Raw genomic sequence first — 24,749 nt, forward strand, 5'->3', positions numbered from 1 at the left:
ATATATATGTATAAAAAGTTTTTTGGACTAAAATCTAGACCTTTTGTGCTTACTCCTAATCCAGACTTTTTATATTTAAGTAAGATTCATGATCTGGCTCTTATCCATTTAGAATATGGGATACTCCACGATGTGGGTTTTATTGTCCTTACAGGAGAAATAGGTGCAGGTAAAACCACTTTGCTTAAATATCTTTTAGAAAAAAAGAATATTAAAAATCCTCTAGATATTGCCTATGTTTTAAATACCAATTTGGGTCCTGAAGAATTCTTAGGTATGCTTGTAAAAGAATTTGACATTAAATGTAACTGCAAGGACAAAAGTGATTTATTAGATGCATTGGCCAGTCATTTCATATCTCAATATTCCAGAGGAGTTCGCAGTGTAATTGTTGTAGATGAAGCTCAAAATTTGCCTTTGAATACCTTTGAAGAACTTAGAATGTTATCTAATATAGATGTTGGAGATACATCTGTAGCACAGATTATTTTAGTTGGTCAACCAGAATTAAAAGAAAGATTATCTCATCATTCTCTTACTCAACTTGCCCAGAGAATATCTATATATTACCACCTTACATATTTGCCAAAAGATGAAGTGAAAAATTATATTGAACATAGATTAAAAGTTGCTGGATACGATTTTAAAAGTCCTTTATTTGATGAAAAGGCAATAGATCGTATCTCTGAGGCAAGCAAAGGAATTCCGAGATTAATTAATAAAATATGTGATTCAGCACTTACATATGCTTATGCAGATGGTTCTAAGACAGTTTCTGTAAATATAGTTGAACAAGTATTAAAGGACAATGTATTGCTTTTAGATTCTCGTGTATCTGATGAAAAAAGAGAAAAGGATGCTTTTGAGAAAAACAATAAAATAATAGAAAAATTGAGTAATAGCAACGATTTTTACCAATTATTGGAGCAACTAAATAATGAAATTAAGGCCCTTAAGATTAGAATTCAGGCTCTGGAGTCTTTAAAACATTCTGATAATGGGGTTGAAGTACTTGAGAAAATGTTGAGGGAAGAAAGGGAAAAAAATAGAACTCTTGAACGAAAATTGATGTCTTTAACTATTAAATACAACACTCTTGAAAAAGAACTAAAGAAACAAACAGAAAGTGTTACATATAAAGATAAACCAAAAAAAAGAAAATTTTTGGGGATATTAAAATGAAAAAGTATATTAATTTAAGGGTAATTTTTGTATTATTTTTATTGGGGTCTCTAGTTGCTTGTTCTAGTAAGCAAGAGAAGATAGAAGAGTTTATTTCCAAAGGGAATGCCCTTCTTAAAAAAGGCGATGTTACAGGAGCAATATTGGAGTTCAAAAATGCAGTCCAGCTTGATCCAAAAAGTCCCAGGCCGATTTTTTATTTAGCAAAGGCCTATCTTGCTAAAAAGGATTTTAGAAAGGCCTATGGACTATTTCATTCTGTGTTGCAACTGGATCCAAAATATGATGAGGCTCGTTTAGAAATATCTTCCTTGCTCCTTCTAGCAAGACAGCCCGATAAGGCCCTTGAAAATCTAAAGCAGCTCAACTCTCCTGAAAAATTTGAGCCTAGATTCTCTATTCTCAAAGCAAGGGCCTATGTTTTATTAAAAAAATACCACCAAGCAATTGACGTGCTTTATCATGTAAAACAAAAGGATAATAAGAATGTGCAAATGTTGTTTGCTATTTGTTACCATGAGCTTGGCAAAGAAAAAGAAATGCTTGAGGCACTTTATAAGTGGCGGAAAATAGCTCCCTTAGATCCAGGCTCATATATTTTTCTTGCAAGGTATAAGGCTGCAAAAGGAGATAAAAAAGGCGTTGAAATGGAAATAGAAAAAATGGTCAAGGTAAATCCCTCTGACAAAAACAGGGCCATATTGGGAGCCAGGGTATTGGAGTCCCTGGGATTAAAAAAAGAAGCAGAGAAAATTTATGAATCTTTTAAAGGAGATAAAGATCTTCTTAAGGCAAAGGCACTTTTTTATATGCGTCACAAATTATATGATAAGGCTGAAAAAGTTTATAAGGAATTGCTAAAAATAAAAGACTTAAATGATATAGAGCCTCCTCTAATGTTGGCTGAACTATACGTTAATACTAGAAGGGCAGATGAAGCCCTTGATGTTATAAATGATTTTATTAAGAGGGATCTTAAAAAAGAAGATAAAGAAAAATTACTTCTTGCAAAGGCTCGTGTAATATATGCCTCTGGGGATATAAATAAGGCAAAGGAAATATGTTTAAAAATTTTAAAACAAAATCAAGCAATGATAGAGGCACACTATTTAGTTGGAGAAATACTTTTAAAACAAGGAGATTTTGAAAAAGCTCAAATACATTTAAATCAGGTAGTAGCATCAGAACCCACAAATACAAAGGCTCGTATATTGCTTGCAAGAAGCTTAATATTTGATAAAAAGGAATTAATGGCAGAAGATGTTTTAAAAAGAGGTCTAAAGATAAATTCAGAAAATATTTCTCTGTGCCTTGAACTGGCTAGATTTTATATACAGAAAAAAAGATATACGGATGCTCTAGATATTGTAAATAAAGGACTGGCCAAAAAAGAAAACATTGCTTTGTTAAGGTTGAGAGGTGAGTTGTATGTAATGTTAAAAAAATATAAAGAGGCAGAGAGTGATTTTAAAAAAATCATAAAATTACAATCGAATATTCCCTTAGGATATATGGAGATGGGTAGGCTTAAGATGATACTTCATAATGAAAATGATGCTTTAAAATGGTTTAAAAAAGCCTATAACACAAAAAAGGGAATGGCATTAGCCCTTCCAGCAGTTTTAGAACTCTATATGAGAAAAGACAAAACACATAAGAAGGCTATTGAGTTTTTAAAAGATGAATTGAAAAAAAATAATTCTCCTTTATTATATTATTATTTGGGAAGGATTTTTTTGATAAAAAAGGAGTTTGAGAAAGCAAAACAGGCATTTACTCAGGCAACCATCCTGGCTCCTAAATGGTTTCTCCCCTATAGAGGATTGGCTGAAGTTTATTTAAAACAAGGAAAAACTGCTGATGCTATATCGAATTTGAAAGGATTTTTTAAAAAATCCAAATCTATTTCAGCAGGATTTACCCTGGCGGTTTTGTATGAGTACAATGGACAATATAAAGAAGCAGAACAGATTTATAATGAACTTTTTAAAAAATATGGAGAACAACCTTCTTTTTTAAATAATTTAGCTTATTTATATTCAGAATATTCAAAGGATGTAAGTGAATTAAAAAAAGCAGACGAACTAATAAACAAAGCCTTAGCTAAAGATACAAAAAATCCGTATTACATAGATACCAAGGCATGGATACAATTTAAACTAGGAAATTTAGATTCTGCATGGGAATATATTCAAGAGGCATTAAATATGTCTAAAGAAATAGGTATACTGAATTACCATGCAGCCATTATAGCACATAAACTTGGCTATCAGGATAAAGCTAAAGAATATCTTAAAATAGCTATGACTCAGAAGTTAAATCCAAAGACAAGAGAAGAGGCTATGAAATTATATAAAAAATGGAAATAACCAATATTACAAGCCATGATGTTACATAAAAATACATACCAAAAATCACTCAACAATCACCCTGAAGGCGGCCTCCTGCAAATTAAAGAAATAAATCAAAGAAGGGTGAGGAATTATATTATTTTTTCTCCTAGGAGAAATCCTATTACACCTTTCCCCTCAAACTCACCAAAAATCGCTGATCTCAGTTAAATAGGTTTGACAAGGTACTAATTTATTGGCAAACTTCAAAAAATTTTATTTGATTTCCTTTAAATATAGATTATTAACATCATTGAATTAAAAAATGGTTAAATTTGATTTATCAGCTAATCACTTTGATGCATCTGCGTCAATAACGAGGCTACCTTAGATTTCATTATTTATTCAAGGAGCTTTAAGTGACAGCAAAACTTGGAATACTTATATCAGGTAGCGGCACAAATTTGCAGGCAATCATTGATTCAATAAAAAAAGGAAGTTTAAAAGCTGAAATTGAAGTTGTGATTTCTAATGTTCAGGATGCTTATGGTTTGAGCAGGGCAAAAAAAGAGGGTATTCCAGCTTATTTTGTTGATCACAGAAAATATAAATCAAGAAAAGACCATGAAGTAAAATTAATTGAGATATTACAGAATCATGGGGTGGATATTGTAATTTTAGCTGGATACATGAGAGTTATAACGGATTATTTCATATCTCATTATCCAAATAAAATTTTAAATATCCATCCAGCAATCTTGCCCTGTTTTAAAGGTGTGGATGCTCAAAAACAGGCAATTGACTATGGAGTAAAATTATCAGGAGCCACAGTACATTTTGTAGACGAACAAATAGACCATGGTCCAATTATCATTCAGGGAGTGACAATAGTAAAAGAAAACGATAAAAGAGATGAGCTTGCAAATAGAATACTAAAAATAGAACACAGGATATTCCCACAGGCAATTTCCTGGCTAGTTGAAGACAGAATTCAGATTCTAGGGAATAAAACTTTTATAAAAAAAACAAAAAATAAAAAGTTTGCAGATATCTCAGATTTACATCCCTGTATTATAAATCCCCCCCTTGAAGAGGGATTTTGATAGTTTATGTGAAAATGCATAATATTTCAGCAATTTTCTGTGAGTTTGTGGAATTAGTTTATATCGAGTAATACAAAAAAATGATGTTTATTTTTCGCAAAGTATGAGAAAAGGGGCGATATTGAGGTTTAGAGAAAAATTATAATAATGAAGTAAATAATTCCTTTTAAAAAAAACTACTGAGTTCTTGCCACCTTTAACACTTTTCCAGGTTTCAGCGCTTCAGTTAATGCATCATATCCCCCTTCAAGGATACGCACCTGTGAGAATCCCTTTGACAGCAAATATGCATAAACAATGGCTGCTCGAACACCTGCGGGACAGAAAACTGCAACTAATTTTTCTTTTGGAATTTCATTAATCCTATCAGGGATTTCATTTATTGGTATGTTTTTAGACTCAATGTTAGGATGAACTCCCATTTTTATGGATATTGAAGCCGACTCTTCTTTTGATCTAACATCTAATAAAAATCCCTTTTCAATTTCAAAAAATTTTTCAGGTGATATTTTATGTTTTCCTTGTCCAAAAAAATCTAATGTTAGGTTTTTAAGTACCTGTTCCATTTTATTCCTCCTTATGAGTCTTTAACTTATTTTTGTAAATTCTAATTATGAGTAATCGGTTGTCAACTCACACTTATTACTCATTTCCCCTAATTTAACCCCTTCAACAGGTGGGGATATACACATTTTTTGTTATATACCCTTGCTTTTTTTAATTTTAGCAAAAAATGGAATCAGGTCAAAACTTTTTTACAATTGAATAATCTACAAAGGTGTTTCTGGAGGCTGATAACTTAAAGGAATAGGGACATTTCAATTGTTGAAGAACTTCTATCCAAAATTTTTTTTTTGAAAACCTCTCTTTTGATGGATTGATTTTTTAAACAGATGTTGCCTTCCTTAAAGAAAGTTTAAATTTTCCTGGCAGACTTCTATTTTCCCAAGTCCCATACTTGTGTCTTTTTCTAAGGGAAATAAATCTTCCAGAGGAAAGGAACCTGCCACCTCTCCTGAAATATATCCTTTTTGAATAATCTTTAGAAGAATAGAAAAATTTCCATTAAATTTCTTATCAATTACAATTAGGATTTTATTTTTTTTATTAACTCCTCTGGCAGGAGTTTTTGATATCTGGTTAAAAAAAAGAAATACTTTGCTTACATCAAATGTTAAATGACTCCTGCACCCTGGTTGGATTGGGGTCAACCATGAAAAAATTAAAAGGCAAAATAAAATACTTCCCAGCTTCAGGAGTCAAATTTTCACTTATCCAGGTATCTTTAAAAATTGATATCATAATATCTCCAGTGTTGCAAGCCACGGAGATTTCCCAAAACGTCTAGGGCGAAGAAAAAAGAGGTAATCTCCTGCCTGTTCTATTAAAGGGATAAATCTTGTCTTATCCACATAATAGTAATTTTCAGTTAAAAGCTGAACTATATCTGACTTGCCATAGGGAATCTTCTTTTAAAACTTTCCATCTTAAAAATCTATTTAATCTCACATTATCTTAAGCAAGATGATATAAATCACTACCATAAATTTAGCAAGCTACATTGAGTCAATGTTTGTCATAACACTCTCCTCGTCTCAAGATAGAAGTTGTGTTTATACTGAAACGAAAATTTTTATTTTCATAGATCAAAATAGCAACAAAATTGTTCTAAATTTCAAAAAACCATCCATGTTTTTAAAAATGGGCCATTTTTGATAACATATTAAAATTATAAGACAAAAAAGGATGGACGGATTTTACCTTTTCAGTCCTTGACACACAAAGACTCAATAGGGTAAAAAATTTTTCAAAACATTCTCTGCTTTAAAACCCCATACGCTTAACCCCATTAAGCCATTTATTACGCCTCCTTTTAGTGGGGGTGAGACATGAGTTTTACTTATCTTCCAAAAAATTTTTTAAAAATCCCTCTTTTAAAGAGCGATTAAGTCAACTGATTGATTAAAGAGGCTTTTTAAAACAATTTATTTTAGGTTGTTACTATGTTAACTACTTTAATTTTTTGATTTTTTTCATGAAGCTGCTCAAAAAATATTTTAAGTCTATACTTCATGGGACATTACCTTCTTTACTTTTTATGAACTATATACTACTCATAACCCCTATATTGTAATTAAAAATCTATTCATTATCATAAAAATTGTCTTCATTTTCAGGAGGTGAAGATGTTAAAAATTGGTGTTTGCCAAGTTGCTGGTTATAAATCGCCTTTTGAAAGTTTAGAAAAGATTGAATATTTTTGTAATAAGGCAAAAAAATACCATATAGACCTTGTTGTATTCCCTGAAATGGCCATGGGAGTTATTGATAAAGCAAACACCCCAAAATTACTCTCATTTAACTTTAGCACCTATGTAACAAAATTAATAGAGATTTCTAAAAAAAACAAAATAGATATCATAACCACTGCATGGGAACCAGAAAGTGAAAAAGCTTATAATTCCGCTATCTTTGTAAAAAATGATGGATCAACCTCAATATTATACAGGAAACTTCATCTCTTTGATTCGCTGGGTTATAATGAATCCAACCTGGTTTTACCAGGGGACAAACCACCAGAAATTATAAATTATATGGGATTTAAGATAAGTGTATCCATATGTTATGATTTGAGATTTCCAGAACTATATAGGTATCAAGCAAAAAATGGAACAGAAATAAGCATTGTATGTGCTGCATGGTATATGGGAAAATACAAAGAAGACCATTTTATTACCCTGCTAAAGGCAAGGGCAATTGAAAATACCATGTATGTTTTGTGTCCTAATCTATGTGGGAACAACTTTTGTGGCAGGAGCTCTATTTTTGATCCATTTGGGATTCAATTGTGCGATGCTGGAGAAGATGAAAATCTAATATATACTTGCTTTCAAAAAGAGCGTCTTAAAAAGATAAAGAAAAATCTCCCCTGTCTAAAGCACACAAAAAAAAACATATTTACCTAGAGCCACTTATCTAAAATAGAAATAACCTTGGTGGGCTTTATCTTCTTCATACAATCCATCTCACCATTACAGGTAGGACTTCTCTTACATGGAGAACACCACATCTTTTCATACAAGACCACTCCATTATTAAATCCTGTATCCAGGTAAGGACAGGTGGAACCAAATATAGCAATTGTTGGCCTCTTTAAAAGCATACTTCCATGGGTTAGACCAGTATCTACTCCAATTACAGCACTTGCCCTTTTTATCACACCAAGGCACTGGTTTATTGTTAATTTTCCCACTAAATTAACTATATCTGAAAAATCTGAAAATATCTTTTTCACCAATGTTTTATCAGATGGACCACCTAATACAACTAGTTTATATCCTCTGGATCTAATATACTTTACAATTTCTTTCCAATAATCATCAATCCAAAATTTCTGAGCCCTAGTTGTAAAAGGACACAACACAACGAACCTATCATTTAATTGAATAGAAAAATCTTGCGTCCTTAAGCCAAGCATATATTTATCAGAAGAAATAGAAAGTGCATTTAAAACTAGTTTATACTCTGCACCAATTTGCTTATCAAAGGGATTAGATAATATCTTATTTTTATAAAAAATACCTACTCCTTCCTTTGGATCTACAACTAGCCTATTTTTTCCGATGGCAAAAAGACTCCATATCCCACTTTTCCATATCCCCTGTAGATCCAAAACCAGATTGTATCTTTTTTTACGAATACTAGATATTGTAGTGAAACACTCTTTTATAAAATTAAAAATCTTACCACTTCTTAATAAGATAGATAATTCTTTTCTCTTTATTGGAATTACAGAATTAATATATGGAGAATGTTCAATAAGTGTCTTATATTCCTGTTGAACCACCCATGTAATATTAGCTGAAGGATAATGATTTTTTATACATGGCAAAATTCCTGATGCCATTATAATGTCACCAATTGCAGAAAGTCTAAAAATCAAGATATTCAACGATTATTCCTTTTTTAACCTGTTTTTAAATTCCAGTTTCCAGAAAAATCCAATTAAATTGTCCCCAAAAGATATGGCCTTTCTCGGGATCTCAAATGGATCTATGCGAGGATACACTGCACCCCTATAGCAACTAACACCACTTTTGTAACCAGCCTGTTTCACTATCTCTTTTACATCTTTATTTAAACTCCCATAAGGGTAACAAAAATGGTCTACTTTAAATCCCAACATCTCTTCTAGTTCTATTTTGCTCTTTTTAATTTCTTCACTTGCAATTTCTAATGGAACCTGGGCGAGTTTTACATGATTTCTTCCATGGGATCCAAAGTCCACTCCTTTGTTTTTTAAAACCAATATTTGCTCCTTTGTAAGTAGTGGTGGATCCTCTCGTCCCTCTTTCTTGAACCAGATTGCCCTTGAGCCAATTAAATTTGACAAAACATAAACAATGCACGGGAAATTGTATTTTTTTAAGATTGAATATGCATATTTATAAAAGTTTGCATATCCATCATCAAATGTCAAAACTACTGTCCTTTTTTTTAAAAAGGAGTTTTTTTTAATTATGTTCAATAAACTATCTATTGAAATAACATTGTAACCAAAAAATTTTAAAAACCACATCTGGGATCTAAATCTCTTCCATCTACAATATGTGGATCTATGGGATTTTATTTTTGAAAAATTGCCAATTTGATGATACATCAAAACTGATATAGACATTTTTATATATCCAATAATTAAGTTTTTCTTAAAAGATACTTATACACTTCAATATACTGATTAACAATAATTTCTTTTGTAAAATGCTTGATAACTTTTTTATATCCATTTTTAGCAATATAATCTCTGAGATCTTTTTCCATAATTGCCCTTTTAATAGCAAGATATAGTGCCTTTGAATCAAGACAATCTGCCTGTAAAACATCTTCTAAGTCTTTTGTAATCTCCATTGCTCCCCTAAATCTGGTACATACAACAGGCTTTCTATGTGCCCATGCCTCTAATATTACATTTCCCAGAGTCTCCTGCTCCATAGAAGGAAAGACTACTAGATTAGATAATTGATAATACATAGAGACATTATTTTGCCATCCCGCCCATATTAAATATTTATCTATATCTAGTTTGTTTGCCTGCTGCAAAAGATGGGACTTAAGTGGGCCATCTCCAAGCAATATAACCTTAAAGCGCCTTTTTAACTCTCTATCATTGGCAAGAAGATGTACTGCTTTAAACAGGGTTTGATGTCCTTTAACAGGCACGAATCTGGCTGGATGAACCATAATAAAGTCCTCGTCTAAAATACCCATTTTATCTTTGAGTTTTCTAAGTTTTTCTCTGGGAGCAAGCTTAGGCAGGTCAACAAAATTGGTTATATAAAAAACTTTTTCCTTGGGAAAACCATTTTGGATTAAATAGTCACAAATCCCTTTTGTATTCCCAATCCATGCGTGGGCATGTTTAAAGGCTTTGAGGCCATAATATCCACCAAGCCTTGCTACATGGACTGCTTTTTTGGGAGAAACTCTGGTAAGCCTAGTGGCTCTGCTCATATAAGTCTGTACTATCTCAGGCCTTAATCTCTTCACTAATTTGGAAATACTAAACCTGGATATAGGGTCCCATACGGTATAAAAGGGCAGGCAAAAATTAAATTGGTTCTCTTTTGCTAAATCTTCCAGTTCACTCCCAGCCCTAATGCCTGTATACACATGAATTCCATATTCCCTTAGGACCTTGGTACACTTAAAAAACCATTTTTCTGCTCCTCCAAGGGTCTTGCTTCCTATTAAATGAAGAGTCTTTATCATCATATCATGGGACCTTTATATAAATTAAACTTCCCCAATCCCCTTTAACATCCACAAACAATAGTCTGAATAATCGTTTTTTTATAATAGGCCAACAACTCTTTTTTAAATTTTACTCTACAAGAATATCTCTTTATTTTTAATTTCAGTTTGATGCCCTTTGACATCCTTCCCTTCCTGAAAGAAGGGGATTTCCTGTTCTATACAGGGAGCGCTACTTCCTTACAGGTTGCCGCTGGTTCCTGCTTCATCGTATGCACCCTGGCATACTCCACTGGCTTAACTTCCCGCATCCCCTGCGGTAGGTGGCCTCGTAAAAAAATGTTTATTGCAGCTACATGATCAGCGTTATCTTTATAGCCACAATTCTCATATACAAACAAAGATTGGCTTTTTCTGTTATTTTTATCTACGTGACCACATATTGGACATTCTAGACTTTTGTATTTGGGATCTACTCACCTCAATTCTCCAACTGAAAATTACAATTTGTATTCCAAGAGCCTTTTTAAAATTCCCCATGATTGCCTTAAAATACTTCTATTCAATCCTGCTTTTTGTCTAACATTATGCCCGGGATTCTCTATTGTCCCTTTGGCTGATTTTGTCATATTTTTTATCCTCAAATCCTCCATCACCACTATCCCGTGGTTCTTGGCAATAGTGTGGTGAGTTTATGGAGGTAATCATATCTTTTATTTTTAATCTTATAACAGAGGGAACCTATTTTTGATTTTTGTTTATGCCAGTTTTTAGAAAATTTTTTCTTTCTGGATAGTCTTCGTTGTTCTCTTACTAGTTTTTTCTCTAATTTGCTTAAATCTAAAGGTTCTATATACTCACCAGAGGAAAGGGTACAAATATTTTTAACTCCAAGGTCTACGCCTACTGGATTATCTGTTCTTTTAGCAGAAAATATCTCTTTTTCTACAACTATGCTTACAAACCAAAATTTAAATTCTCTTTTAACTGTTACTTGTTTTATTTTTCCTGCTATTTCTCTTGATTTGTAAAAACGTATCCAGCCTATTTTAGGAAAAGCACTTTCTATTGCTTTTTCTAAATCTTTAAGTGTTTGTTGAAGAATTTGAGAATGGGCTTTGCTTAGAAAGCCATATTCTTTACTTTTTTTCCATAATTTAAGAAGGTGAGCGAGATCGTTATACCACAAGATAGGTCTATAGTAGGCAAGTCTATATTTTATTAACTCTAATGCTTTATTCCATACGAACCTACACCATCCTGCAAACTGAACTAGCTTTTGTTCTATATTTGAATTAGTCCTTAATCTGAATTTATAAGCTTGACATATAATCATGTTTGAATTATACAATTAGTCTATGCAAAGATCAAGTGAAATTAGAACAGGCAGGCATTGTGTTTTTCTTTTGCATGTGCATCTTGTATTTGCAACCAAATATAGAAAAAATATTTTTAATGAAGAACATTTAAAAACTCTTAGAACGATTTTTGAAAAAATATGCAAAGATTTTGATGCAGAGCTTAAAGAATTTAATGGAGCATCAGATCATGTCCATCTGTTAGTTGAGTATCCACCTAAAGTAACAATTTCAAAGTTAGTTAATTCATTAAAAGGAGTATCATCACGAAAATTGAAAGAGTTACATCCAGAACTTAAAGAATATTACTGGAAGAACGCATTATGGTCACCGAGTTATTTTGCTGGTTCATGTGGTGGTGCCCCTTTGAAGATTATTAAACAGTATATAGAAAAACAAAAACCTGCTACATCAGAAAAAGAAGAAATAAAACGACAGAACAGGATGTCATCAAACTAATTCAGATGGGCGAATGTATAAACATTGAGTTCAAAGAGAGTAAAAAAGCTGTTAATAAAGAGGTTTATCAGACCATTTGTGCATTTCTAAACCGTATTGGCGGACATATTCTACGGTAAAATTAAAAGCTGAGTAAACAATAGGTTCTTGTTAACAAAAGGCTTTTGCCTAACTGACCTGGTCTAGGCCTGGACCTGGTCAGTCTCATATTTGAAGGGCACTAAAGTCTGCCAAAGTAGACAATTTTTGTGTTAGGGCATAGAGGAGATTTAATCTATTTCTCCTAAGTGCTGGGTCTTCACACATCACCATTACGTTATCAAAAAATTCATCCACCACAGGTTTTAGGTCGTATAAAAGCATAAAAAGTTCTATAAAATTTTCTTTTCCATAAAGATCATTCCATCTCTTATCAAGTTCTAAAATAGCCTGAGCCAGCTTCTTTTCTTGTTCCTCTACCAGTTTGTCCAAGTCAAATTTATCACTCAAGTTTCCTTCTGCACAGATACCCTGTTTTCTGATTATATTGTCTGCCCTCTTAAATGTGAGTATAGCACTTTCAAAATCTTTCTGTTCACAAAATTGTTTTAAGGCTTCAAGCCTTTTTTGGGCAAGATAGATATTGTCAATATCAGCCCCCAGTGCTGCATCCACAATTCTGGTCTCATATCCAAGGGATGTAAAATACCCCTTTAACCTGGCTGCTACAAATTCTCTTAATTTTGTTAAAGTAGTCTCTTTTGAATTTTTCCATTTAATCTCCCCATATGTATCAAACACCTTAGAAAAGGCATCAAAAAGGGAGAAATTAAACCCTTTATCTAGAATAATTCTTATAATTGCAAGGGTTTGTCGTCTCATGCCATGTGGGTCCTGGGCACCTGTAGGGATCATGTCCAATCCAAAGCAGCCAATAATGTTATCCATTTTATCTGCAAGAGATAAGATAGCCCCACCTGTAGTCTTGGGTAATGGGCTATCAACTCCTGTTGGCAGGTAATGCTCATAGATGGCATTGCTTACAACTTCATCCTCACCCTTTATTTTTGTATAAATGCCACCCATGATTCCCTGTAGGTCATCAAATTCACCCACCATTTCAGAAACAAGGTCTACTTTTGCAAGTTGAGCGGCCCTTTTTATTGGATCTTTTATTTCTGGAGCTAATCTATCTGAGAGAAATTCACAGATTTTTTCCAATCTATTTGCCTTGTCTCCCATAGAACCAAGTGGTCCTAAAAATACCACTCTATTTAATTCCTTCCTCCATTCTTCTAATGATGCTTTGTTGTCCACATTCCAAAAAAATCTGGCATCTTCTAATCTTGCACGCAAAACCCTTTCCCATCCCTTTTTTACAAGGGACATATCAGAGGGTTCTATATTTAATGTGCACAGAAAATATGGAAGGAGATTCCCATCTTCGTCTTCAATACCAAAGGATTTTTGGTGTGTTTTAATACTGGTTAGCAAGACCTCTTTAGGCAATTCTAAAAATTTAGAATGAAAATCTCCAATTAATGGAAGGGGATATTCAACAAGTCCAATTACCTCTTCTAAAAGTTCATCATCCCAAATTACTCTGCCTCCCAGTTTTTGGGCTTCTTTATTTCCTATTTCTTTGATAATATTGAGCCTTTTTTTAGGATCTAAAATAACTTTTCCCTTATTTTCAATTATTTCAAAGTATTCATCGCAGGATGAAATAGAAAATGGGCCTTTTCCCATGACCCTATGGCCATAGGTCTTATTAGATGAGCGAATTGAGGCAATTTCAAAATCAATAATTTCACGATTAAAAAGGGCCAGTATCCATCTAATTGGCCGTCCAAACAAAAATCCAGACTCTTCCCATTTCATCCTTTTTGGAAAGTGGATCTTTGAGATTATGTCCTTTATTATATTTGGTAGAATTTCTCTTGTATCTGCCCCACCAATTTCTTTTTTTGTGGCAATATATATCCCTTTTGGGGTCTTTTCTTCAAATAGATCTTCTAAATCCACTCCCTGGGATTTCGCAAATCCAATTCCTGCCTTTGTGTAATTTCCCTCTTTGTCCCTGGCAATATTAACTGGAGGACCTACTATCTTTTTTATCTCTTTGTTTTGCTTCTCAGAAATATCTTCTATAAATGTAACTATCCTTCTAGGTGTAGCATAGGTCTTAACTTCTTTAAATTGAATCTGTGCGTTTTTTAGTTCATTTTCAAAAAGTTCCTTTAATTGATAGATTATACCTGGTAAAAATCTGGATGGCATTTCTTCAATTCCAATTTCTAGCAAAAATTTTCCCATTTTTTTCCCTCTCTTTATTTTCTTTCTAAACACAGAGGCCAGCGACGACTAAGTAACAAATCCGCTGGACCGTTTTGTTAGCCCTTTAACTCTTCTACTTCAGTTCATCAATGCCTTTACAATCTTAGAATATAATGTTTTTCCTTTGTAAATATGCCATTTTATATTTTCTCATTATTTTTTTATTTCACCATTTCAGGTAAAAGTAAACTTATTTTTGGACAGGCAATTATAATACCTGTGCCAATGATAAGGGCTATTAAAAAAGGCACAATTCCTGCGAATACCTCTTCTAGTTTTATATGTGGTGATAGCCCTTTAACAATATATGCATTAACTCCAACAGGAGGAGTAATTATACCCATCTGGGTAATAAGCACAATAATTACCCCAAACCATACAGGGTCATAGCCAAGACTTACAATTATTGGGTAAAAAATTGGAATTGTTAAAGTAACTAGAGCTAGGGCATCAATAAAACATCCTGTAATCAGATATATTAGACATATTATACTTACAATTCCCCATCCAGGGAGGTTTAAAGAAGATACTAAATTGGCCATCTCCATAGAAACCCTGGACAAGGCCAAAAAATGGCCAAATATAGTTGCTCCAGCAACCAGCATAATGACCATACAGGAGACATTCAAAGTGTCATATACGGCCTTTACAAAATTTTTCCAGGAGAGTTTTTTCTGTATAACTACAATAACAAGCAGCAAAAATGAACCAACTGCCCCTGCCCTTGTTGGAGTAAAGATTCCAAAAAACATGCCCCCCATAACAAGTGAAAATACAAGCAGCGTTTCCCACACATCTATTATTGATTTAATTTTTTCTTTGATGGGAAATTTTTCTCCTGGAGGAGATTGAGAGGGAGAGATAATGGAATAAAAATATACTGCAATACAAAATAAGATAGTTATCAAAATTGCTGGTGTTATACCTGCTAAAAATAGTTTTCCTATGGATATTTGGGTTAAGATTCCGTAAATAATGAACACAACAGATGGCGGCATTAAAATTCCAAGTCCAGAACCTGCAGCAACTGAGCCTGCTGAAATCTTGTTTCCATATCCATATCGCTTCATCTCAGGTATGGCTATGGAGCCAATGGTGGCAGCAGTTGCGGTTGTTGATCCGCAAACAGCTCCAAAGGCGGTACACGCAACTACTGTGCCCATGGCAAGCCCACCCCTTATTCCACCAGTTAGCTTGTACGCCATCTCATATAATTTTCTACTTACACCTGCATAAAAGGCAATAAAGCCCATAAAGATGAACAGAGGCACAAGCGCAAGTCCATATGAAGAAAATACCCCGTAAAGGTCTCGGGATAAGAGATTTAATGCTGCAGAAGGCGAAGCAAGTATGCTGTATCCTATAACTCCCACAATAGCCAATGCATATGCAACTGGGACCTGAAGGAAAAAAAGTATAAGTAAAACAATTATTCCCAATATACCCCAACTAACAAAGTCCATTATTTTTTCCCCACACACCTATCTATAAACTCTCCAATTTCACACAAGATTAGCAAAAACAACACACCGCATCCAATAGATACCCCATAAAGCAATATATATTTAGGAATTTGAAGAGTAGATGTGACCTCTCCCACCTTTTTTAAGTCTTTTGCGTATTTAAAGCATTGAACAGTTGCAGCCAAGAACAATACACTGTTAATTAAAGATACAAAAAAATCATCTAATGTTTTGAAGGTCTGTCCCATCCTTCTGTATAATATGTCTATACCAATATGCGCCTTTCTTTTATGGGCAATGGGAAGTACAAAGGCCATAGTGATAGATGCCAGGATACTTACCAGTTCTTCAACCCCTAAAATAGGATGACCAAAGAAGTTTCCAATAACATCTAAACAGGTTATGGACATTATAAATACAAGTAATATCCCGGCAATTATGCGAAGAAATTGGGATATCCTTCCTACTAAACCAGCAATTTTTTTCATTATATTTAATCCACATATTTTGATTTAAATCTTCCTTCCCTGTAATCTTTTAATCTTTTTTCTAAATAATTAAGGACCTTATCACCAGGAAGTCCCTTTTTCTTTGTCATTTTAACATATGAATCAAACACCACCCTAACTTTTTTTGCCCATCTATCTGCCTCTTTTTCATCTATTCCAATAATGGTGTTACCATTAGATAAGGTGTATCTAATTCCTTCAAAATCACTTTTATCCCAGGCTCTTCCGTGTTTTTTTGCCCATTCAATATCTATTTGATTAATTATATGCTGATATTTTTTAGGAATAGAATCCCATTTTTTCTTATTCATAACAACAAAAAAACCTACAGAATATGCGATTTTATAATTAGCTACGGAATATCTTATAACTTCTGCCATTTTCCACCCTTTATTGGTCTCCATGGGGTAGACTGCGCCTTCTACAACGCCCTTTTGTAAGGCTTGATAAACTTCAGGCATTGGCATGGCAACCGGAGTTGCACCAAGAGACTTTAATGTATCTGCAACCGAACCTGGACACCTTATTTTTAACCACTTTAGATCCTCTAATTTGTGTACAACCTTTTTCTTTAGATGGATAAATCCCGGACCATGGGCATGTAGATACAATACCTTTACCTGTGAGAGTTCTTTTGGTTTAAATTTTTCATAAACTTCATTGATGATAGCTGTAGCAAATTCTCCTGAAGGATTACCAAAAGGAAGGTTTATAAAATCCATTAAGGGAAATCTTCCTCTTGTATATAGTAAACATGACATCCCAATATCAGACATTCCAGATATAACTCCATCGTAACATTGAGCTGCTTTAGTTAATGTCTGGCCTGGATAAAAATATATTTTTATCTTTCCTCTAGTTCTCTTTTCCACTTCCTTGCACCATGCCTCAGCTAGTTTACTCTGGATGTGGGTTGGTGGAAAAAAGCTGCTATAGGTAAAACGATATTCTTTTGCAAATAAACTCACTGAACAGAGACAAAAAATCACCACACAAAAGAATATAAAACTCCTTTTTAGCATTTTAATTCACTCCTTTTTGTGGTTAAAAGTTAAAGGTTAATATTTTATTTATTTAGTAGAGGATATCCCATTTCTTCCCTCTGCTTAGCATATAGCCTTGCCACATTTGATGCCAGATGTCTAACCCTGGCAATATACGCAGTTCTCTCAGTAATTGAAATAGCGCCCCTTGCATCTAACAGATTAAATACATGGGAGCACTTAAGACAAAAGTCATAGGCGGGCCATGGGAGATTTTCTTCACATAACCTTTTACCTTCCGCCTCAAACATATCAAAGCATTGAAACAACATTTGAGTAGAAGAGTGTTCAAAATTGTATTTAGAATGTTCATACTCACCCTGGTGGTGGACATGGCCATATGTCACACTTTTATTCCATTCAAGGTCAAATACTGACTCCTTTTCCTGCAAATACATGGATATCCTCTCAAGGCCATATGTAATCTCCAGACTTACTGGATTTAAGTCAATTCCTCCAATTTGCTGAAAATAAGTAAACTGGGTTATTTCCATGCCGTCTAACCACACTTCCCATCCAAGTCCCCAAGCTCCAAGTGTGGGCGATTCCCAGTCATCTTCAACAAAACGGATATCGTGTTCCTTAGGGTCAATCCCCAGTCCATAGAGACTCTCCAGGTATATATCCTGGGAATTTTCAGGGGCTGGTTTTAATATTACCTGGTATTGGTAATAGTGTTGGAGTCTATTTGGATTTTCACCATATCTTCCATCTGTTGGCCTTCTAGATGGTTGCACATATGCGGTTTTCCATGGCTCAGGACCAATAACCCTTAGCGCAGTTGCTGGATGAAATGTCCCAGCTCCCACCTCAGCGTCATAGGGTTGGTGAATCACGCACCCATACTCAGACCAAAACTTGTGTAGCCTCATTATAACTTCCTGAAAACAAAGCATACTAAACTCCCTTTATTTTATATGTGCACAAATTTACCTTTTTGCCAAATTATGTTCAAATGTGTTTCAACAAACTTTTGAATTCCAAGAACTACAATATTTTCATTTATTGTCATATTCTTTTTATTAATTAAATCAATAGAGCCAGAAGAAAAAGCCTCTTTTAAAAATTGATATGCCCTATTATTTAGGGCCAAATATCCATTCTTTTTATCAATACATTTATTACAAAGGCATTGTCCTTTAATTGAAGAAAAAAATATCTTTTGCTCACTATTTAACAGTCTTCTACATCTGTTGCAACTCTCCAATTGCGGCCTATAACCCAGTTCAGATGCAATTTTTGCCCTGAAAAAAATAGGAATATTTTTAGAAAAAATAAAATTTCCTTTATTCAGTGTTTTTAGGAGTTCCAAAAAAATTTTGTAAACCCCTTCAGTATAAGAGTTTCCTATAACAACTGCTTCTATAAATTTTTGACAATTAATAGCAATTCCATATCGGACCTTGTCTTTATGAATATCTGAAAATCTATCTATTAATATCCCCTCTTCAAGATAAAAATAGTCGCTATGTAGAGGAGATCTCCATTTAAACACCACATGTGAGAGCTCTTCAAAACACCCTGAAAATCTCCTTCTACTTATAAGGCCACCAAAGGCAAAGGCAGTAATAACTCCATAAGATGGAGTTAAAAATTTTACAATTAAATCATTATCCCTGTAAATTTTACATTTAAGCACTATGGCGTGTTCAAAAAATTCCTTCTTACTCATGAAAAGAGAAATTTAAAGTCTTAACTTGTCCAGGCTTCCCTTTAATATGTACTTTTTTTCCGTCCAAATAGATGTCTATTACTCCTGCATTTCCAAGCTTTAATTTAAGTTTCTCTTTAAACTTAAACAAAGTCATATCTCCCTTTAAAAGCAACCTTTCTTTAGTGGAGTTCTCATCCATCCATCCCTTAACCCAGCACTTATCCCTTGCACGTATCTCTAGTGTATGATACTCATTTTTTGCAGCTTTTTTGTTTTCTTTCTTATTAATCTCTTTTATTTTTGTGGTATTATTTTGTTCTATATTAGTAACTTTAGTGGAATTATCAGTTTGATTTTCTGGGACAGTAGAGATTTCTATATTTTTTGTATTGTTTGATTGTTTATTTAAATTTTTGGTATTATTTTGTGATTTGTCTATTTCTTCTATAAATGATGCATTATCTTTTAAATAATTATTCTCTAATATTGTGTTATGTGTATTATTTGCATCATTATTTTGTATTTTTTTCTCTTTTTCTAGATATACATTTGTATTTTTTTTAAAATAAATTACACATACAGCAATAAATAAAATCAAGACTAAAATAGATATACCGAGCCATTTTTTTGATTTTATTCCATCAACTTCTTTTAATGAATCAAATCTTTTATGTCTTGGTTGCTGAACTCTATAATGTGAATCAAAGACTTCTAGGAATTCTTTAGGATCTAATCCCAAAAATTCTGCATAGCTTTTTATAAATGCCCTGGTATAAACATAATGGGGCAAATTTTCAAAATCCCCTTTTTCCAAAGCTTCAATATTCATAATGCTTATTTTAGTCTCTTTAAAGATATCTTCTTTTGAATAACCCCTTTTTTCCCTTTCATTTTTTAAAATTAGACCAATATCTTTGAGGTCCATATTTGACTCCTATGCTTTGCTTAAATTAAAAAATAAGTAAAAATTAAATTCGAATCTCTATTACAGCTTTTGACCTTAGTTTGGATATGTACTCTATGTATCTTTTTTTTAATTTTTCAGCATATATCTTATTTTTGATTTGATTGATTTTATCATCAGTTAAAGGATTCACCAATTTTTTCTCTTTTACATAAACCCTGAAATATTTTGAATTCACTTCAAAAATAGGAGTTAATTGACCTTTTTTTACACCTTTTAATGCATTTTTCCAATTTTGTTGGAGTGCATCAACAGCTACTTCACCAAGGTCCATGGTTTTAACACCAGCAGGTGCTTGAAATTTTTCTCCTGACTTTACAACAATCTTTTTTAACACCTCTTTATTATTGCTTTGAAAAAGTATTAAATTTGCAATTTCCTTTTGTTTTAACTTCATATTATGGTCTTCAAAGTATTTTTTTATGTCCTCGTCAGTAACAACTACTTTACTCCTTATCATATATGATATTAATTTATTTATCTTAATATTATCTTCAATACTTTTCTTTATTTCTTCAATACTTAATCCTTCCTTTTTTAATTCATCTTCAAATTCTTGTTCTGTGAGTTCACTTGATTTAATTATTTGTTTTAATTGATTTTCAACCTCATATTTTGAGACTTTTATGCCAAGTTTATCTGCTTCTTCTTTAAAAAGGATTTTATTTATCATATCAGATAAAAATTGTTTTACTACCTCTTTGTTATTCAAACTTACATTTAAGTCCTGAGCTAGGCTTGTCTTTTTTATTTCTTTTTTTAAATCATAAAGGGTAATTACTTCTCCATTAACAATGGCTACTATTTTGTCCAAAATTTTTGCATGTGCATAAATTGCAAATAAGAAAAAGACAATAAATATTAGAATATCACGCAGCATATGCTAGCTCCTTTTTAAAAATTGTAGATACTTCATTATACCAATAAGTGACTTCTTTTGAAAAATCTTCACCTGAAAGTTTAAGCTCTAGTTTGTGGGGATTTATTAATCTAAGCTCTGTTTTATGTTCTTCTATCCACTTAAGCATGTTTTCTAGTTCTATATCTATTGAATTTTTTCCCCATGAAATTATTATTTTATTTCTGTATACGTCAGCACGATCAGCCCTTAGTTTAATAAGAATTGATTTAAATTTAAGTATTGATACTAAATTTTCTACCTCTACTGGAATCATTCCAAATCTATCCCTTAGTTCCTGTTTTACAAATTCAAAATCTTCCTCTTCTCTGCAAGAGGATAAGATCTTGTAAAATTGAAGTCTTTCATCGCTCTCTTGAATATAATTTGATGGAATATTTGCCTCTACAAAGATATTTAATTGTGGATCAATATCTTGTTCCTCAACTTTTTCGCCTTTAAGTTTTTTGATTTCTTTTTCCAACATCTCAAGATAAAGATCCAGGCCAACTTTTGCAATGTTTCCGGTTTGTGCCTCGCCAAGGAGATTTCCAGCTCCCCGTAATTTTAGATCTGCCATGGCAACCTTAAAACCAGCACCAAGATAATCCAACTCCAAAATGGTTTTGAGACGTTTTATAACTGGCTTTGATAGATTTTTTATTGAATCTACCACAAAATAGGCATAGGCCTGAACATTGGATCTACCAACTCTGCCTCGTAATTGATAAAGCTGTCCAAGACCAAATAATTGAGGTGTATCTACAATTAAGGTATTTGCATTTGGAAAATCTAAACCAGCTTCAATTATTGCTGTACACACTAAAATTTGTATGTCTCCAAGCAAAAAATTATGCAATGTTTCTTCCAGTTTTTTTTCAGACATCTGACCATGGGCCATTTCTACCACCGCACCAGGCACCAGAGATTTTACAAATTCCTTGATTCTGGGTAGCCCCTTTACCCTATTGTGAACCCAAAATACCTGTCCACCCCTATTCAACTCCCTCTCCAGGATTTGTTTTAACTCTGTTTTATTCCGCTCAATTATTGAAGTTTTAACTGGCCTTCTATCTGCTGGCGGTGTTTCTATTATACTTAAATCCCTGATCCCTGTTAAAGAAAGTTGCAATGTTCTAGGGATTGGTGTTGCCGTCATGGTCAGGACATCTACTCTTTTTTTCAGTTGTTTTAATTTTTCTTTTTGTCTTACCCCAAATCTCTGTTCTTCATCTAATATTAAGAGGCCTAATCTGGGAATTTCAACATCTGAAGATAACAACCTGTGTGTGCCAATTATAATATCTATTTCTCCTTTTTTTAGGGATTCAATTATGAGTTTTTGTTTGCTTTTGGGCACAAATCTACTCAACATTGCCACATTGACCCCAAATTCCTCCATCCTTGTCTTGAAATTCCGATAGTGCTGTTCTGCAAGAACTGTAGTTGGGCACAATAAGCATACCTGTCTTCCAGCACTTACAGCCCTATACGCTGCCCGCATGGCAATTTCTGTCTTTCCAAACCCCACATCTCCGCATATTAATCTGTCCATAGGCTCATCTTTTTCCATGTCCTTTAGTACATCTAAAATAGCCTTTTCTTGATCAGGTGTCTCTTCAAATGGAAAAGTGGCTTCAAATTCTCTGTAATCTTCATCTACTGGCGGATATTTAAATCCCTTAATCACTTTCCTATATGCATACATTTTTACAATATCTTGGGCAATAGTCTCAATTGCCTTTTTTACCTTTTGCCTGGTCCTACTCCAACTAGTAGAGCCCAGCCTGTCAAGAGTTGGAACTACACCATCTGGGCCTTTGTATTTCTGGATAAGGTTTAGTTTATCTACTGGGACATAAAGTTTGTTAGAATCTGCATACATAATTTCTAGATAATCATTTCCAATATCATTCACCTGAAGGCGGGTGAGTCCCAGAAATTGACCTATTCCATAGTCCCTGTGGACAAGAAAATCTCCTGGTTTGATCTCATCTACTTCTGATATTCCCTTAAATTTTTTTGGGACTTTTGCCGATGGAGCCTTTGATTTTGCAGGGAGAAAAACAGATTCAGATAAAAACATCACATGATTCCATTCAAGGGAAAGGCCTGTTGATAGGGGGGATACTCCTACAAATATACCCTTTTTATCTGGATGGAATTTTTCGTATATGTCAAATAAAGCAGTCTCATCTGTTGATTTCCTTTCGTTGATTATATTTAAAAACTTATTTTTTGATTTTTCACTCCTAAAGGCAAGAACCACCTGATTTTTTGTTTTAGACCATTCTTTTAAGGCAGAAATTAATGTGGAAATGGGACGTTTTTTTTCTTCAGGACGCCAAAAAAGGTCAGAAAAAGAAAAATATTTTTGTTCTGGTAGTTGCAGGGTTGCTGTTCCTCTACTTGCAAGGGAATCAAATATCACCTTTTTCCCTTTAACCCAAAGGGATTTGGCTTGAGAAGCCGTATTAAAAGCCTTGTCATAGGGAATCCTAATCCCTTTATTTTGGTGTAGTTGCTCAAAAAAATTTTTCCACATAGCTTCGTTATCATCTAATGTCCGCCTGAGCATCTCTGGCTCCACTAAAAAAAATATTGTATTTTCTGGTAGATAGTTAGTGAGTGATGTAGCTTCTTTATAAAACAATCCTGGAAGGATATTATTCTCTTCAACGTTAATTGAATCTTCAAAAAGAGAAATGGCCTTTTTGCTAAGAAGGCCTGTTTTCCAAAGATAATTCCATAGATCTTTGGCCTTATCTATTAATTTATCATCACCAATAGCTGGAGTGAGAGGTAAAAGAACTGCATGGTCTAGTGCGTTTTTTGATCGTTGTGACAGGGGATCAAATGTGCGTATCCCTTCAACCAGATCCCCAAAAAATTCTATCCTTACAGGCTGTGAATATCCTGGCGCATATACGTCTATTACATCTCCTCTTACAGAAAATTCACCTAGGTTTGTGGTTAGTTTTGTTCTATTATAGCCAAATTGAGCGAGTATTTCTATAATTTCATCATAAAGTAAAGAATCACCAACAGAGATAAAGAAATAATTGTTTTTGATAATTTCTGGTGGAGGCCAAAAAGGGAGGAGATTATCCGCAGTACAAGCTATTATCTTAGGTGTTGGGCCTTCAATGAGTTTAAATAAGGCTACCCATCTCTTTGCCCATTTTTTTTTATCTTGGGTATCTGGATCAAACCTACCAAGTTCTATAAAACTTTCTTCCCAGAAGCTATTTCTTGTTTTTAGACTAAAGATTTTTATAAAAGCAGAGAAGGTCTTTAGATATGATTCCTCTGGAAATATAACAAGGACATCCTTTCCCTTTTTATAAAAAAAGTATGCCAGATAACACTGAGTCCCTATCCCTGACTTTGTAATAGTCAGGTCTTTGTCTAATTTTGAAGAAAAGATTCTTTTTATATCTGGTGGAAAAAACAAGGTAATTGTCCTTAAGTTCAAAAAATAAATTCTGAAATTCGGAAAAGAGATGTTACTCTTTTCCAAGTATATTATCAACAATTAAAAAGTGGCATCAGCAATTCTCGGTGAGGGACAAATTAGACGATTTTAACTGTTTTAGTTTCTTATTTCAGATTCAAAAAATTACTTCTATTACAATAAATTTGATATAAACACCCCCTCTTTTTAAGGAAAATATCACTTTAAATCTCTGTTTGGACGCACTATTCCCTCAAAATTATTT

Annotated in this window: 23 protein-coding genes and 1 pseudogene; 6 read left to right on the forward strand and 18 right to left on the reverse strand. The window is 33.4% G+C overall.

The features are described from left to right. The first annotated feature begins 6 nt into the window (after positions 1-6). The 3 genes from ACYQ1E_RS06880 (at position 7) to purN (ending at position 4,615) form a co-directional block, all read left to right on the forward strand. Positions 7-1,182, forward strand: coding sequence for an AAA family ATPase (locus ACYQ1E_RS06880; protein WP_459876996.1), 1,176 nt, complete (start codon positions 7-9; stop codon positions 1,180-1,182). Next, positions 1,179-3,551 carry a tetratricopeptide repeat protein gene (locus ACYQ1E_RS06885; RefSeq protein ID WP_459876999.1) on the forward strand — a complete coding sequence of 791 codons (2,373 nt, stop codon included), beginning with the start codon at positions 1,179-1,181 and terminating at the stop codon, positions 3,549-3,551. Before ACYQ1E_RS06880 ends, ACYQ1E_RS06885 begins: the two co-directional genes overlap by 4 nt. Before the next feature lie 380 nt (positions 3,552-3,931). Beyond that, entirely contained in the window at positions 3,932-4,615 is a 684-nt protein-coding gene (gene purN / locus ACYQ1E_RS06890; RefSeq protein ID WP_459877002.1) for a phosphoribosylglycinamide formyltransferase, read from the forward strand. A 176-nt stretch (positions 4,616-4,791) separates the two neighbouring features. On the opposite strand, the gene ACYQ1E_RS06895 is transcribed toward purN, so the two are convergent. The 3 genes from ACYQ1E_RS06895 to ACYQ1E_RS06905 form a co-directional block, all read right to left on the reverse strand. Next, entirely contained in the window at positions 4,792-5,181 is a 390-nt protein-coding gene (locus ACYQ1E_RS06895; protein WP_459877005.1) for a rhodanese-like domain-containing protein, read from the reverse strand. Positions 5,182-5,782: 601 nt separating this feature from the next. Then, a complete protein-coding gene (locus ACYQ1E_RS06900) occupies positions 5,783-5,917 on the reverse strand; it encodes a hypothetical protein (protein WP_459877008.1) in 135 nt (44 codons plus the stop codon). Next, complete coding sequence (locus ACYQ1E_RS06905; RefSeq protein WP_459878481.1) at positions 5,914-6,081, reverse strand: AAA family ATPase; 168 nt, start codon at positions 6,079-6,081, stop codon at positions 5,914-5,916. The genes ACYQ1E_RS06900 and ACYQ1E_RS06905 overlap by 4 nt, the downstream gene beginning before the upstream one ends. A 720-nt stretch (positions 6,082-6,801) precedes the next feature. On the opposite strand from ACYQ1E_RS06905, the gene ACYQ1E_RS06910 reads away from it, so the two are divergent. Beyond that, the gene (locus tag ACYQ1E_RS06910) at positions 6,802-7,581 is read left to right on the forward strand and encodes a nitrilase-related carbon-nitrogen hydrolase (protein WP_459877011.1); all 780 of its coding nucleotides are present in this window, start codon (positions 6,802-6,804) and stop codon (positions 7,579-7,581) included. Here the strand turns inward: ACYQ1E_RS06910 and ACYQ1E_RS06915 are convergent. The 6 genes and pseudogenes from ACYQ1E_RS06915 to ACYQ1E_RS06940 all read right to left on the reverse strand — a co-directional run bounded on the left by ACYQ1E_RS06915 (position 7,578) and on the right by ACYQ1E_RS06940 (position 11,702). Continuing rightward, complete coding sequence (locus tag ACYQ1E_RS06915) at positions 7,578-8,567, reverse strand: glycosyltransferase family 9 protein (protein ID WP_459877014.1); 990 nt, start codon at positions 8,565-8,567, stop codon at positions 7,578-7,580. The two genes, ACYQ1E_RS06910 and ACYQ1E_RS06915, sit on opposite strands and share 4 nt — an antisense overlap. Positions 8,568-8,570: 3 nt before the next feature. Then, a complete protein-coding gene (locus ACYQ1E_RS06920) occupies positions 8,571-9,293 on the reverse strand; it encodes a polysaccharide deacetylase family protein (protein ID WP_459877016.1) in 723 nt (240 codons plus the stop codon). A gap of 17 nt (positions 9,294-9,310) precedes the next feature. After that, positions 9,311-10,387 carry a glycosyltransferase gene (locus ACYQ1E_RS06925; RefSeq protein ID WP_459877018.1) on the reverse strand — a complete coding sequence of 359 codons (1,077 nt, stop codon included), beginning with the start codon at positions 10,385-10,387 and terminating at the stop codon, positions 9,311-9,313. Between the two features lie 41 nt (positions 10,388-10,428). Continuing rightward, positions 10,429-10,551: a hypothetical protein gene (locus ACYQ1E_RS06930; RefSeq protein WP_459877021.1), complete on the reverse strand. Its 123-nt coding sequence runs from the start codon at positions 10,549-10,551 to the stop codon at positions 10,429-10,431. 33 nt (positions 10,552-10,584) lie between these two features. Then, a pseudogene (locus ACYQ1E_RS06935) lies at positions 10,585-10,830 on the reverse strand (zinc ribbon domain-containing protein); the annotation flags it as partial. Positions 10,831-11,024: 194 nt separating this feature from the next. Further along, positions 11,025-11,702, reverse strand: a complete 678-nt coding sequence (locus tag ACYQ1E_RS06940; protein WP_459877023.1) for an RNA-guided endonuclease InsQ/TnpB family protein — start codon at positions 11,700-11,702, stop codon at positions 11,025-11,027. Between the two features lie 22 nt (positions 11,703-11,724). On the opposite strand from ACYQ1E_RS06940, the gene tnpA reads away from it, so the two are divergent. Together tnpA and ACYQ1E_RS06950 are read left to right on the forward strand one after the other, a co-directional pair. Then, on the forward strand, positions 11,725-12,183 hold the full coding sequence (gene tnpA / locus ACYQ1E_RS06945; RefSeq protein ID WP_459877025.1) for an IS200/IS605 family transposase: 459 nt from the start codon (positions 11,725-11,727) through the stop codon (positions 12,181-12,183). A 5-nt stretch (positions 12,184-12,188) separates the two neighbouring features. After that, on the forward strand, positions 12,189-12,302 hold the full coding sequence (locus ACYQ1E_RS06950) for an AlbA family DNA-binding domain-containing protein (RefSeq protein ID WP_459877028.1): 114 nt from the start codon (positions 12,189-12,191) through the stop codon (positions 12,300-12,302). An 85-nt stretch (positions 12,303-12,387) separates the two neighbouring features. Here ACYQ1E_RS06950 and glyS read toward each other — a convergent pair whose 3' ends face one another. The 9 genes from glyS to mfd all read right to left on the reverse strand — a co-directional run bounded on the left by glyS (position 12,388) and on the right by mfd (position 24,484). After that, positions 12,388-14,478 carry a glycine--tRNA ligase subunit beta gene (gene glyS, locus ACYQ1E_RS06955; protein ID WP_459877030.1) on the reverse strand — a complete coding sequence of 697 codons (2,091 nt, stop codon included), beginning with the start codon at positions 14,476-14,478 and terminating at the stop codon, positions 12,388-12,390. A 182-nt stretch (positions 14,479-14,660) separates the two neighbouring features. Then, entirely contained in the window at positions 14,661-15,962 is a 1,302-nt protein-coding gene (locus ACYQ1E_RS06960) for a TRAP transporter large permease (RefSeq protein WP_459877033.1), read from the reverse strand. Continuing rightward, complete coding sequence (locus ACYQ1E_RS06965) at positions 15,962-16,450, reverse strand: TRAP transporter small permease (RefSeq protein ID WP_459877036.1); 489 nt, start codon at positions 16,448-16,450, stop codon at positions 15,962-15,964. The genes ACYQ1E_RS06960 and ACYQ1E_RS06965 overlap by 1 nt, the downstream gene beginning before the upstream one ends. A 5-nt stretch (positions 16,451-16,455) precedes the next feature. Then, a complete protein-coding gene (locus tag ACYQ1E_RS06970) occupies positions 16,456-17,493 on the reverse strand; it encodes a TRAP transporter substrate-binding protein (protein WP_459877039.1) in 1,038 nt (345 codons plus the stop codon). Between the two features lie 44 nt (positions 17,494-17,537). Continuing rightward, positions 17,538-18,410: a glycine--tRNA ligase subunit alpha gene (glyQ, locus tag ACYQ1E_RS06975; protein WP_459877042.1), complete on the reverse strand. Its 873-nt coding sequence runs from the start codon at positions 18,408-18,410 to the stop codon at positions 17,538-17,540. Positions 18,411-18,427: 17 nt separating this feature from the next. After that, positions 18,428-19,186 carry a DNA repair protein RecO gene (gene recO, locus ACYQ1E_RS06980; RefSeq protein WP_459877045.1) on the reverse strand — a complete coding sequence of 253 codons (759 nt, stop codon included), beginning with the start codon at positions 19,184-19,186 and terminating at the stop codon, positions 18,428-18,430. Further along, a complete protein-coding gene (locus ACYQ1E_RS06985) occupies positions 19,179-20,093 on the reverse strand; it encodes a helix-turn-helix domain-containing protein (RefSeq protein WP_459877048.1) in 915 nt (304 codons plus the stop codon). Before ACYQ1E_RS06985 ends, recO begins: the two co-directional genes overlap by 8 nt. Before the next feature lie 43 nt (positions 20,094-20,136). After that, positions 20,137-21,012, reverse strand: coding sequence for a peptidylprolyl isomerase (locus ACYQ1E_RS06990; protein ID WP_459877051.1), 876 nt, complete (start codon positions 21,010-21,012; stop codon positions 20,137-20,139). Further along, a complete protein-coding gene (gene mfd, locus ACYQ1E_RS06995) occupies positions 21,002-24,484 on the reverse strand; it encodes a transcription-repair coupling factor (protein ID WP_459877053.1) in 3,483 nt (1,160 codons plus the stop codon). Before mfd ends, ACYQ1E_RS06990 begins: the two co-directional genes overlap by 11 nt. Between the last annotated feature and the right edge of the window lie 265 nt (positions 24,485-24,749).

Source organism: Desulfothermus naphthae, assembly GCF_054657475.1.